The sequence below is a fragment of the Citrobacter sp. CRE-46 genome (genome assembly GCF_059615875.1).
On sequence record NZ_CM184341.1, the window covers coordinates 882,319 to 894,486 of the forward strand.

The following is a 12,168-nucleotide window of genomic DNA, read 5'->3' on the forward strand; positions in this document are numbered from 1 at the left end:
GATTGATGAGCAACGTACCTGCAGAACTGAAATACAGCAAAGAACACGAATGGCTGCGCAAAGAAGCTGACGGCTCTTACACCGTTGGTATCACCGAACATGCTCAGGAGCTGTTGGGTGACATGGTTTTCGTCGACCTGCCAGAAGTTGGTGCCACCGTCAGCGCGGGCGATGACTGCGCCGTTGCGGAATCCGTAAAAGCGGCTTCTGATATTTATGCGCCGGTAAGCGGTGAGATTGTTGCGGTTAACGACGCGCTCAGCGACTCCCCGGAACTGGTTAACAGCGAACCGTATGCCGGTGGCTGGATCTTCAAAATCAAAGCCAGCGATGAAAGCGAAATCGAATCGCTGCTGGATGCCACTGCGTACGAAGCATTGTTAGAAGACGAATAATGTTGTGCCGGATGGCGCTAATGCTTATCTGGCCTACTCACTGCAACGCGAATTATTTTGCGTATTCGTTTTCGCACGCGTAGGCCCGGTAAGCGTCAGCGCCACCGGGCAATTGAGTTAGAGACAATCACGATTCACTGCACGTTTCAGGAACCATCGCCCATGACACAGACGTTAAGCCAGCTTGAAAACAGCGGCGCTTTCATTGAACGCCACATCGGACCGGACGCCGCGCAGCAGCAAGAGATGCTGAATGCGGTTGGCGCCGAGTCGTTAAACGCGCTGATCGGCCAGATTGTGCCGAAAGACATTCAGCTCGCAACCCCGCCGCAGGTAGGCGAGGCGGCGACAGAATACGCTGCGCTGGCCGAATTAAAAGCCATCGCCGGGCGTAACAAGCGCTTCACGTCCTACATCGGCATGGGCTACACCGCCGTGCAGTTGCCACCGGTTATCCTGCGTAACATGCTGGAAAATCCGGGTTGGTACACCGCGTATACGCCGTATCAGCCGGAAGTCTCTCAGGGACGCCTGGAAGCGCTGCTGAACTTCCAACAGGTCACGCTGGACCTGACCGGGCTGGACATGGCCTCCGCCTCTCTGCTGGATGAAGCCACCGCGGCGGCCGAAGCCATGGCGATGGCCAAACGCGTCAGCAAACTGAAAAACGCCAACCGTTTCTTTGTGGCGGCTGATGTTCATCCGCAAACGTTGGATGTGGTTCGCACTCGCGCCGAAACCTTTGGTTTTGACGTTATTGTGGATGACGCAGCGAAAGCACTGGATCACCAGGATGTGTTCGGCGTGCTGTTGCAGCAGGTTGGTACCACTGGTGAAGTGCACGACTACAGCAAACTGATTGCTGAGCTGAAATCCCGTAAAGTTGTGGTCAGCGTCGCTGCCGATTTTATGGCGCTGGTTCTGCTGACCGCACCGGGCAAACAGGGCGCGGATATCGTTTTCGGCTCTGCGCAACGCTTCGGCGTACCGATGGGCTACGGTGGCCCACACGCGGCATTCTTTGCCGCCAAAGACGAATTCAAACGCTCCATGCCAGGCCGTATTATCGGCGTATCAAAAGATGCGGCGGGCAATACCGCACTGCGCATGGCGATGCAGACTCGCGAGCAGCATATCCGTCGTGAGAAAGCGAACTCCAACATTTGTACCTCACAGGTACTGCTGGCTAACATCGCCAGCCTGTATGCCGTTTATCATGGTCCGGTCGGTCTGAAGCGCATCGCTAATCGTATCCACCGCCTGACCGATATTCTGGCGGCTGGTCTGCAACAGAAAGGCTTAAAGCTGCGTCATGCGCACTACTTCGACACGCTGTGTGTTGAAGTGGCCGATAAAGCTGCGGTACTGGCGCGTGCGGAAGCGGCAGAGATCAACCTGCGCAGCGATATTCATAACGCGGTAGGTATTACGCTCGACGAAACCACCACCCGTGAAAACGTGGTGCAGTTGTTCAATGTTCTGCTGGGCGACAGCCACGGCCTGAGCATCGACACACTGGATAAAGACGTGGCGCTCGACAGCCGTTCCATTCAGAGCAGCATGCTGCGTGACGACGCGATCCTCAGCCACCCGGTGTTTAACCGCTACCACAGCGAAACCGAGATGATGCGCTACATGCACTCGCTGGAGCGTAAAGATCTGGCGCTGAATCAGGCGATGATCCCGCTGGGTTCCTGCACCATGAAGCTGAACGCCGCCGCCGAGATGATTCCTATCACCTGGCCGGAATTCGCTGAACTGCATCCGTTCTGCCCGCCAGAGCAGGCGGAAGGGTATCACCAGATGATCGGTCAGCTTTCCGAGTGGCTGGTAAAACTGACCGGCTATGACGCAGTCTGCATGCAGCCGAACTCCGGCGCACAAGGCGAATACGCTGGCCTGCTGGCGATTCGTCATTATCACGAAAGCCGTAACGAAGGCCATCGCGATATCTGCCTGATCCCGGCGTCCGCCCACGGTACTAACCCGGCTTCCGCACAAATGGCGGGGATGCAGGTGGTGGTAGTCGCCTGTGATAAGAACGGCAACATCGACCTTGACGATCTGCGGGCAAAAGCACAACAACATGCTGCGAACCTTTCTTGCATCATGGTGACCTATCCGTCCACCCACGGCGTATATGAAGAAACGATCCGCGAAGTGTGTGAAGTTGTGCATCAGTTCGGCGGCCAGGTGTACCTCGACGGCGCGAACATGAACGCCCAGGTTGGAATCACCACGCCGGGCTTTATCGGCGCGGACGTTTCGCACCTCAACCTGCATAAAACCTTCTGCATTCCGCACGGCGGCGGCGGCCCGGGCATGGGACCGATCGGCGTTAAATCGCATCTGGCACCGTTTGTGCCTGGCCACAGCGTGGTACAGATTGAAGGGATGCTTACCCGTCAGGGCGCGGTGTCTGCCGCACCGTTCGGTAGCGCATCCATTCTGCCAATCAGTTGGATGTACATCCGTATGATGGGCGCAGAAGGTCTGAAGCAGGCAAGCCAGGTCGCTATTCTTAACGCTAACTACATTGCCAGCCGTCTGAAAGATGCCTATCCGGTGCTGTATACCGGTCGCGATGGCCGTGTAGCGCATGAATGTATTCTCGACATTCGCCCACTGAAAGAAGAGACTGGCATCAGCGAACTGGATATTGCCAAACGTCTGATCGACTATGGTTTCCATGCGCCAACCATGTCGTTCCCGGTAGCGGGTACGCTGATGGTGGAACCGACCGAATCTGAAAGCAAAGTGGAACTGGATCGCTTTATTAACGCGATGCTGGCAATCCGCGCTGAGATCGAGCGTGTGAAAGCCGGTGAGTGGTCGCTGGAAGATAACCCGTTGGTAAACTCGCCGCACACCCAGAATGAGCTGGTGAGCGAGTGGAACCACGGTTATAGCCGCGAAATCGCAGTCTTCCCGGCAGGCGTGGCGAACAAATACTGGCCTACCGTGAAGCGTCTTGATGACGTTTACGGCGACCGTAACCTGTTCTGCTCCTGCGTGCCGATGAGCGAATATCAGTAACTTTTCCGCGTAGTTAAACAATTTCCAGGCCGGGTAAGGCGAAGCCGCCTCCCGGCTTTTTCATATCTGGAGGTCTCTATGGGAATCGCACTTGTTACTGGCGGCAGTCGCGGTATTGGGCGAGCAACCGCGCTGCAACTGGCACTGGAGGGTTACACGGTCGCCGTTAATTTTCATCACAATATTCGTGCGGCAACCGAGGTGGTGAACAACATCGTCGCGGCAGGTGGTAAGGCATTTGCGCTGCGTGCGGATATCAGTGATGAAAGTCAGGTGCTGGCGATGTTTGAATCGATCGACCGTGAAGGGGAACCGCTGACTGCGCTGGTGAATAATGCCGGGATTTTATTTGAACAGACCACGGTGGAAAACTTAACTGCAGAGCGAATTAACCGCGTACTGGCGACCAATGTTACCGGCTATTTTCTGTGCTGTCGGGAAGCGGTAAAGCGCATGTCGTTTAAGCGCGGCGGTCAGGGTGGGGCGATCGTGAATGTCTCTTCGGCGGCTTCACGGCTCGGTGCGCCATTCGAATATGTTGATTATGCCGCTTCAAAAGGTGCGGTGGACACGCTCACCACCGGCCTGGCACTGGAGGTGGCGGCGCAGGGGATCCGCGTAAACTGCGTACGTCCAGGCCTGATCTACACTGAAATGCATGCGTCGGGTGGAGAGCCGGGAAGGGTTGATCGCATGAAATCCATGTTGCCTATGCAGCGTGGTGGGCAGCCGGAAGAAGTCGCGCAGGCGATTTGCTGGCTACTGAGCGAGAAGGCATCTTACGTCACGGGCAGTTTTCTGGAGCTGGCCGGCGGGAAGTAGGGATTTAATGGCCGGATAGCGCTGCGCTTATCCAGCCTACGGGATCAGACCTGTAGGCTGGATAAGGCGTTTACGCCGCCATCCGGCGAAAAATCACAGATTCTCGCCGTTGCTGGCGATCACCGCTTTATACCACTCAAAACTCTTCTTGCGTGAACGCGACATATCCCCAGTGCCGTCATCGTGCTTATTCACGTAGATGAAGCCGTAGCGCTTGCTGTACTGACCGGTGGTGAACGAAACGCAGTCAATGCAGCCCCACGGCGTGTAGCCCATCAGATCTACGCCATCATAGGTGACCGCCTTCATCATCTCTTCGATGTGGGCGCGCAGATAATCGATGCGGTAGTCATCATTGATGCTGCCATCTGTTTCCACTTTATCGTAGGCGCCAAACCCGTTTTCAACGATAAACAGCGGCTTCTGATAGCGCTCGTACAGCTCACATAAAGCATAGCGCAGGCCAACCGGGTCAATCTGCCAGCCCCAGTCGGACGCTTTGACGTGCGGGTTCGGCACGCTACCCTCAAAACCGGAAATGGCATCACCGCTACCGCCTTCCGCTTTCACCGCGTTGGTCATGTAGTAGCTAAATCCGAGATAGTCGCAGGTGCCTTCACGCAGGATTTGCTCGTCGCCGTCTTCCATCCTGATGTTAAATTCGCGACGTTCCCACTCATTCAACACATAGCTTGGGTAGTAGCCGCGCAGCTGGACGTCAGTAAAGACGTAGCGTTCACGCATTGACTCCTGGGCGAACATGACATCTTCGGGCTTACAGGAGAATGGATAGAGCGGCACCATAGCCAGCATGCAGCCCACTTTCATTTCCGGGTTGATGCGGCGTGCGGCTTTCACTGCGAGCGCGCTGGCCACGAACTGGTGATGCAGCACCTGGTACATGGTCTCTTCCGGGTTTTCATGCTCGGTATACACCACACCGGAGCAGCAATAGCCAAACAACGGTGCGCGCCAGTTACGTTGGTTATTGATCTCGTTGAAGGTCATCCAGTATTTGACTTTGTGTTTGTAACGCTCAAAGACGACTTCAGCAAATCGAACAAAGAAATCAACAACTTTGCGATTGGTCCAACTCCCATACTGTTGAACCAAATGTAGCGGCATTTCGAAGTGGGAAAGGGTGATGACCGGTTCGATGTTGTATTTCAGTAATTCATCGAACATGTCGTCATAGAACTTCAGACCTTCTTCGTTCGGCTGGGTTTCGTCCCCATTGGGGAAGATACGGGTCCATGCGATGGAGGTACGGAAACATTTGAAGCCCATTTCGGCAAACAGCTTAATGTCTTCTTTGTAATGACCGTAAAAATCGACGGCTTCGTGGTTGGGGTAGTATTTACCGGGCACGACTTCCTGAGTGATTTCTCGTGGAACGCCGTGTGCCCCACCGGTCAGTACGTCGCAAATGCTGGGGCCTTTGCCACCTTTGTTCCAGCCACCTTCGACCTGGTGCGCCGCAACCGCGCCGCCCCATAAAAAATCTTTTGCTAAGGTAAGTTTTTTCATCTGCGCTCAGTCTCAAATTAATACAATCTGATTTTGAGTCTAACAAAGGAAACCTAAATGTCACGATATAACAAAATAGCATTAATGTGATTTGTTACATCAAAAAAACAGATTGTTTTTTTACGCTATTCTTTTCGCCAGTTTGCGGCCAAGCGATTCCAGAATATAAATAACGGGGATTTGCGTGGTTATATCGTATACCCCGGCAATGCGTGTTTGTGGAACGTGCCAGGAGAGATTAAAGTCGGCGAGTTTCGCCAGACGTGACTGTTCATGGCTGGTTACAGACAACACTTTACAGTGGTGCAAGCTGAACTGGCTGGCAAAACGCAGGATCTCTTCTGTTTCGCCGGAGACGGAAAGCACGATTGCCAGCGCGTTTCTGGCCATATCATTGGTTACCGGAAAATAAGGGTCGTCAATATGATTACTGAATTTGCCGACGTTGGAGAAAAAACGCGCGCCGTATTTCGCAAGCGCTCCTGACGTTCCTGCGCCAACAAATATAATACGTTCGGAAGATAATATAATATCAACAGCCTGATCGAGCAGTTTATCGAATTCGTCGTTATTGACGCTTTTAAAAAAGCTGATAATTTCGCTGGCGCCGAAATTAGCCTGTTGCGGTTCATTCTGCTCTAAATATAATTTGAAACGTACGCGAAATTCTGAGTAACCTTCACACTTAAGCTTGCGGCAAAAGCGCAGTACGGTGGTAGTGGAAACACCCACGGCATCGGCCAGTTCGCGAATGGTCATGTACATGACTTTGTCACGATTTTTGATGACATAGTTGTAGACCAGCATCTCAAGATTGTTGAGACTGGCGATGGCAGCGTGGGAGAACATACTCACAATAGCAAAACTCACTCATCAGACTTCATCTACAGGGAATAATAACATGCAGCCAAATGACATCACTTTTTTTCAGCGTTTCCAGGATGACATTCTGGCCGGACGCAAAACCATCACCATTCGTGACGAGTCCGAATCACACTTCAAAACCGGTGACATTCTACGGGTTGGGCGCTTTGAAGATGAGGGATACTTCTGCACGATTGAAGTTGTTGGCACCTCAACCGTCACGCTGGATACGCTGACTGAAAAACATGCTCAGCAGGAAAACATGTCGCTTGAAGAACTGAAACGTGTGATTGCCGAAATTTACCCGGATCAAACGCAATTTTATGTGATTGATTTTAAATGTGTTTGATTTAATGTGTACGCTTGTTAGCTGAAAGATTAAAATTAATTATATGATTTTTATAGACTATTTATTTTAAGATAAATATTACAGCTAACAGGTGTTCACTGGAACCATTCTCAGTTACGCTAGAGGGGCAATAACGAAAGTGTTCGTTTCTCGGGAGTAAGCTATGGTTCAGAAACCATTAATCGCGCAGGGATATTCGCTGGCAGAGGAAATAGCCAACAGCATCAGTCACGGTATCGGGCTGGTGTTTGGGATTGTCGGGCTGGTGTTGTTACTGGTTCAGGCAGTGGATACCAACGCCAGCGCTATGGCGATTACCAGTTATAGCCTGTACGGCGGCAGCATGATCCTGCTGTTTCTCGCCTCAACTTTGTATCACGCGATCCCCCATCAGCGAGCGAAAGTCTGGCTGAAAAAATTCGACCACTGCGCGATTTATCTGCTGATTGCCGGGACCTATACGCCATTTCTGCTGGTGGGGCTTGATTCGCCGCTGGCACGTGGACTTATGATTGTTATCTGGAGCCTGGCGCTGCTCGGTATTTTATTCAAACTGACCATTGCGCACCGCTTTAAGGTTCTGTCGTTGGTGACTTACCTGACAATGGGCTGGCTATCGCTGATTGTGGTGTATCAATTGGCGGTTAAACTGGCGGCGGGAGGCGTGACCTTGCTGGCCGTTGGTGGTGTGGTGTATTCGCTGGGCGTTATTTTCTATGTCTGTAAGCGCATTCCATATAACCACGCGATCTGGCACGGCTTTGTACTGGGCGGCAGCGTTTGCCACTTCCTGGCGATTTATTTGTATGTTGGACAGGCGTAACCCTTGATTTCGGATGGCGGCTAACGCCTTATCCGGCCTACAAAATGTGCCTGTAGGCCGGATAAGCGTAGCGCCATCCGGCGTTAAGCTTTTACTCTTCCAGCGAATACGGCAGCGGCACAATATGCAGCGTTTTTGCGTCATCGCGAACGCGGAACACGCTGTCGGCTTCCATGTCGTTATTCATCACGACCTGCACCAGTATCTGGCCATCAGCGAGCTGTACTGCGGCGAGTACGGTACCAGTACGACGCCAGTTTTCACCCATTTTCAGTTCCAGATCTTCGCCAGCTTCCGGCACCCGGCTGGCCGTACCTGCCAGAGTCCACATGGCGCGTTTGTTGGCGCCGCGGAATTTGGCGCGCGCCACCATTTCCTGGCCGGTATAGCAGCCTTTTTTGAAGCTGATCCCGCCCAGAGCCTGCATATTGGTCGCCTGGGGAATAAACTGTCCGCTGTTGGCAGTATCAATGACCGGAATACCCGCTTCGATATCCAGCGCCAGCCACTGTTGACTGTTATTTAACTCCGCTTCGCCGCGCAGTTTCTCAACCAGGCTTTCCGCCGTTGCAACATCAACAATCAGCAGGAAACGCTCGGCAGGGTGTTCGAACCACAGTATTGTGGAAGCATCTTCGGTAATAACCTGTTTTTCGCTGTTCGGTAATTCGCTAAAGAGATTGGCCAGTGCCGCTCGTGCCTGGAATCCCGCTACGCCCAACAGAACACGCTCGTCGTCCGGCGCAATCACTACCTTTGAGAAGACCGCATATTTTTTCAGTTCTGTAAGCTGTGCATCGCGCAAGCTGCGGCGTTCAAGCCATGCAAAACCGTCACTGTTACGGAACAGGCGCAGATTGCTCCACATTTTACCTTTGGCATCACAATGGGCTGCCAGCACGTGCTGATGCTCGGTCATCTGGCTGACATCAGCCGTGACCTGACCCTGAATATACTTCTCACTGTCGACACCGGTAATGGTGGCGAGCGCCCAGTCATCGAGCGTCATTAGCGTCAGAGGTAAACGCGTTGACGCAAAAGGCTGGCGAGGAGGAAAAGATGTAAAAGCCATAATAATGTCCTGATTTGCTTAACGCAGTGATAATGACTAATGGTAAAAGAGCTATGGCCCATTGCAAGCGGTTTAAACAGGCTATTTGTGCCATATAGTAAGCTTTGCGAGGAGACATCCAAAAATGATGAATCCTTTGACTTAATGCGGTTTTATTTAGCGAACGTGCTTCCATTAGCTGATATTCCCGCAAAAGCGCGTGAAAAACACGTTACAATAGCCGGATACTTCGTTTTCGCGAGACAGGAAGAAGAACATGGATATTAACAATAAAGCACGTATTCATTGGGCATGCCGCCGCGGTATGCGCGAGCTGGACATCTCTATCATGCCGTTTTTCGAACATGAATATGACAGCTTAAGTGACGAAGAAAAACGTATCTTTATCCGTCTGCTAGAATGTGACGATCCAGATTTATTTAACTGGTTGATGAATCATGGGAAACCAGCTGATGCTCAGTTGGAGCAGATGGTGCGACTTATCCAGACACGGAATCGGGAACGTGGTCCAGTGGCAATCTGATTTACGCGTTTCATGGCGCGCGCAGTGGCTTTCGTTGCTCGTTCATGGGCTGGTCGCGGTATTTATTTTATTGATGCCCTGGCCTTTGAGCTACACCCCATTATGGATGGTTCTGCTCTCTCTGGTGGTGTTCGACAGCGTACGCAGCCAACGTAGAATTAATGCCTGTCAGGGCGAGATTAGGCTGTTGATGGACGGCCGTCTGCGCTGGCAAGGGCAGGAGTGGACTATCGTTAGCGCGCCCTGGATGGTCAAAACAGGCATGATGCTGCGTTTGCGTTCAGATACCGGGAAACGTCAGCATTTGTGGCTAGCGGCAGACAGTATGGATGAGGCTGAGTGGCGAGATTTACGGCGGTTAATGCTGCAACAGGCGAAGCAGGGATAATGCCAACAAATATCTGATGGCGTGCCGCTTTAGGGCCTTAGGTTTGATGCGTGAGGTAAACCGGATAAGGCGTTCACGGCGTCATCCGGCAACACGCTTATCAGGACCAGTGTTCGGCCATTTCCCCAAGAATTTGCTCGCACCAGTTCTGGATGCGTTCATCGCTGAGATCGTACTGGTTTGTTTCATCCAGCGCCAAACCAACAAACAGCTGTCCATCAGCAATGACGGGTTTATCGCTGGTAAATTCATAGCCTTCGGTTGGCCAGTAACCGACAAACTTGACGCCTTTGGTGACCAGTTTATCGTGCAGCATCCCCAGCGCATCCAGGAACCATTCGCCATATCCTAGCTGATCGCCCATCCCGTAAAGCGCGACAATTTTGCCTTCCAGGTTGAGGTCGTCCAGTTGCTCCCAGACCGCTTCCCAATCCTCCTGAATTTCACCAAAATCCCAGGTCGGGATGCCCAAAATGAGCACATCATACTGCTCCATTAAGGTCGGGGAATCATCTTTGAGGTTGTGCAGTGTCACCAGTTCGGGACCCAGGATATCGCGGATTTTTTCTGCTGCCATTTCGGTGTAGCAGGTACTGGAACCGTAAAAAAGACCCATGTTCATGACGTAAACATCTCAATTCTGCTGTAGCGTTGCGGGTAGTGTAACAGAATCGCCGCAATCCCGGCACAATGAGGCATAATGCATCAAAAATGAGAGTGGAATAAGGGGCGCGAGTGGAACAGGATCTGGCGCGCATCGAGCAGTTTCTTGATGCCCTGTGGCTGGAACGAAATCTGGCGGAAAACACGTTAAGTGCGTATCGTCGCGATCTGACCATGCTTGTCGAATGGTTACATCACCGTGGCGTCTCGCTGGCGACGGCGCAGAGCGATGATCTGCAGGCATTACTGGCCGAGCGGATGGATGGGGGATATAAAGCCACCAGTTCCGCTCGCTTGCTCAGTGCTACGCGGCGCTTTTTTCAGCATCTTTACCGCGAAAAATTTCGCGAAGACGATCCCAGCGCCTCGCTTGCATCACCGAAGCTTCCGCAGCGCCTGCCCAAAGATCTCAGTGAGGCACAGGTGGAGCGACTGTTGCAGGCGCCGCTGATTGAGCAACCGCTGGAGCTACGCGACAAAGCCATGCTGGAAGTATTGTATGCAACGGGCCTGCGCGTATCTGAGCTGGTTGGACTGACGATGAGTGACGTCAGCCTGCGTCAGGGGGTGGTTCGGGTGATCGGTAAAGGCAACAAAGAACGCCTGGTGCCGTTGGGTGAAGAGGCGGTTTACTGGCTGGAAACGTATCTGGAACATGGGCGTCCATGGTTGCTCAATGGCGTATCGATTGATGTGCTGTTTCCCAGCCAGCGGGCGCAACAGATGACCCGTCAGACCTTCTGGCATCGTATTAAACACTATGCTGTGTTGGCGGGAATCGACAGCGAGAAGCTGTCACCGCACGTCCTGCGGCATGCTTTTGCCACGCATTTGCTCAATCATGGCGCTGACCTGCGCGTGGTGCAGATGCTACTGGGGCATAGCGACCTCTCGACAACACAAATTTATACTCATGTCGCAACGGAGCGCTTGCGTCAACTACATCAACAGCATCACCCGCGAGCGTGATTGCTGACAGGAAAGGATAGGTTATGAAAAAACGTTTTATGATGTTCACCCTGCTGGCAACGGCGTTTTCCGGCATGGTACATGCAGACGATGCGGCGATTCGCCAGTCATTGGCAAAGCTGGGGGTACAGAGCACCGAGATTCAGTCTGCTCCGGTGGCGGGTATGAAAACCGTACTGACCAATAGCGGCGTGCTGTACGTAACTGAAGACGGTAAACATATTATTCAGGGACCGATGTATGACGTGAGCGGGGCAAGCCCGGTGAATGTTACTAACCAGTTGCTGATGAAGCATTTGAACGCGCTGGAAAAAGAGATGATCGTCTACAAAGCGCCGCAGGAAAAACACGTCATTACCGTTTTCACCGACATCACCTGTGGTTACTGCCACAAGCTGCATGAAGAGATGAAAGACTATAATGCGTTGGGGATCACCGTTCGTTATCTGGCCTTCCCGCGTCAGGGTCTGGAAAGCCAGGCCGAGCAGGACATGAAGTCGATCTGGTGCGCGAAGGATAAAAACAAAGCCTTTGATGACGCGATGGCAGGCAAGGACGTGAAACCAGCAACCTGTGATGTGGATATCGCGAACCACTACGCGCTGGGCGTGCAGTTTGGCGTTAGCGGCACGCCGGCGATTGTGCTGAGCAACGGCTATGTCGTGCCTGGCTATCAGGGCCCGAAAGAGATGAAAGAATTCCTCGACGCACATGCAAAACAAACCAGCGGTAAATAA

At 52.7% G+C, this 12,168-nt stretch carries 13 protein-coding genes; 9 read left to right on the forward strand and 4 right to left on the reverse strand.

Annotated features, from left to right (window positions below):
* Positions 1–5: 5 nt before the first annotated feature.
* The 3 genes from gcvH to AC534G_RS04285 all read left to right on the forward strand — a co-directional run bounded on the left by gcvH (position 6) and on the right by AC534G_RS04285 (position 4,253).
* Positions 6–395, forward strand: coding sequence for a glycine cleavage system protein GcvH (gcvH, locus tag AC534G_RS04275; protein ID WP_006686886.1), 390 nt, complete (start codon positions 6–8; stop codon positions 393–395).
* Positions 396–557: 162 nt separating this feature from the next.
* Positions 558–3,431, forward strand: a complete 2,874-nt coding sequence (gene gcvP, locus AC534G_RS04280) for an aminomethyl-transferring glycine dehydrogenase (RefSeq protein ID WP_110496906.1) — start codon at positions 558–560, stop codon at positions 3,429–3,431.
* A 78-nt stretch (positions 3,432–3,509) separates the two neighbouring features.
* Positions 3,510–4,253: an SDR family oxidoreductase gene (locus tag AC534G_RS04285; RefSeq protein ID WP_110496908.1), complete on the forward strand. Its 744-nt coding sequence runs from the start codon at positions 3,510–3,512 to the stop codon at positions 4,251–4,253.
* Between the two features lie 93 nt (positions 4,254–4,346).
* On the opposite strand, the gene bglA is transcribed toward AC534G_RS04285, so the two are convergent.
* Both bglA and AC534G_RS04295 read right to left on the reverse strand, forming a co-directional pair.
* A complete protein-coding gene (gene bglA, locus AC534G_RS04290; RefSeq protein WP_038633498.1) occupies positions 4,347–5,780 on the reverse strand; it encodes a 6-phospho-beta-glucosidase BglA in 1,434 nt (477 codons plus the stop codon).
* 120 nt (positions 5,781–5,900) lie between these two features.
* Positions 5,901–6,629 (reverse strand): MurR/RpiR family transcriptional regulator, encoded by a 729-nt coding sequence (locus AC534G_RS04295; protein WP_085048762.1) that lies wholly within the window; start codon positions 6,627–6,629, stop codon positions 5,901–5,903.
* A gap of 52 nt (positions 6,630–6,681) precedes the next feature.
* On the opposite strand from AC534G_RS04295, the gene yqfB reads away from it, so the two are divergent.
* Both yqfB and trhA read left to right on the forward strand, forming a co-directional pair.
* On the forward strand, positions 6,682–6,993 hold the full coding sequence (gene yqfB, locus AC534G_RS04300) for a N(4)-acetylcytidine aminohydrolase (protein WP_085048763.1): 312 nt from the start codon (positions 6,682–6,684) through the stop codon (positions 6,991–6,993).
* A gap of 163 nt (positions 6,994–7,156) precedes the next feature.
* Entirely contained in the window at positions 7,157–7,816 is a 660-nt protein-coding gene (gene trhA / locus AC534G_RS04305; RefSeq protein WP_038633489.1) for a PAQR family membrane homeostasis protein TrhA, read from the forward strand.
* Positions 7,817–7,907: 91 nt separating this feature from the next.
* Here trhA and ygfZ read toward each other — a convergent pair whose 3' ends face one another.
* Complete coding sequence (ygfZ, locus tag AC534G_RS04310; RefSeq protein ID WP_085048764.1) at positions 7,908–8,888, reverse strand: tRNA-modifying protein YgfZ; 981 nt, start codon at positions 8,886–8,888, stop codon at positions 7,908–7,910.
* 256 nt (positions 8,889–9,144) lie between these two features.
* Between ygfZ and sdhE the strand changes: the two genes are divergently transcribed.
* The gene (gene sdhE / locus AC534G_RS04315; protein WP_016154349.1) at positions 9,145–9,411 is read left to right on the forward strand and encodes an FAD assembly factor SdhE; all 267 of its coding nucleotides are present in this window, start codon (positions 9,145–9,147) and stop codon (positions 9,409–9,411) included.
* On the forward strand, positions 9,392–9,799 hold the full coding sequence (locus AC534G_RS04320) for a protein YgfX (RefSeq protein ID WP_038633481.1): 408 nt from the start codon (positions 9,392–9,394) through the stop codon (positions 9,797–9,799). The genes sdhE and AC534G_RS04320 overlap by 20 nt, the downstream gene beginning before the upstream one ends.
* Positions 9,800–9,899: 100 nt before the next feature.
* On the opposite strand, the gene fldB is transcribed toward AC534G_RS04320, so the two are convergent.
* The gene (gene fldB / locus AC534G_RS04325) at positions 9,900–10,421 is read right to left on the reverse strand and encodes a flavodoxin FldB (protein ID WP_038633478.1); all 522 of its coding nucleotides are present in this window, start codon (positions 10,419–10,421) and stop codon (positions 9,900–9,902) included.
* Positions 10,422–10,534: 113 nt separating this feature from the next.
* Here fldB and xerD point away from each other — a divergent pair, with 113 nt between their 5' ends.
* On the forward strand, positions 10,535–11,431 hold the full coding sequence (xerD, locus tag AC534G_RS04330) for a site-specific tyrosine recombinase XerD (protein WP_038633475.1): 897 nt from the start codon (positions 10,535–10,537) through the stop codon (positions 11,429–11,431).
* Between the two features lie 23 nt (positions 11,432–11,454).
* The gene (gene dsbC, locus AC534G_RS04335) at positions 11,455–12,168 is read left to right on the forward strand and encodes a bifunctional protein-disulfide isomerase/oxidoreductase DsbC (protein ID WP_061382414.1); all 714 of its coding nucleotides are present in this window, start codon (positions 11,455–11,457) and stop codon (positions 12,166–12,168) included.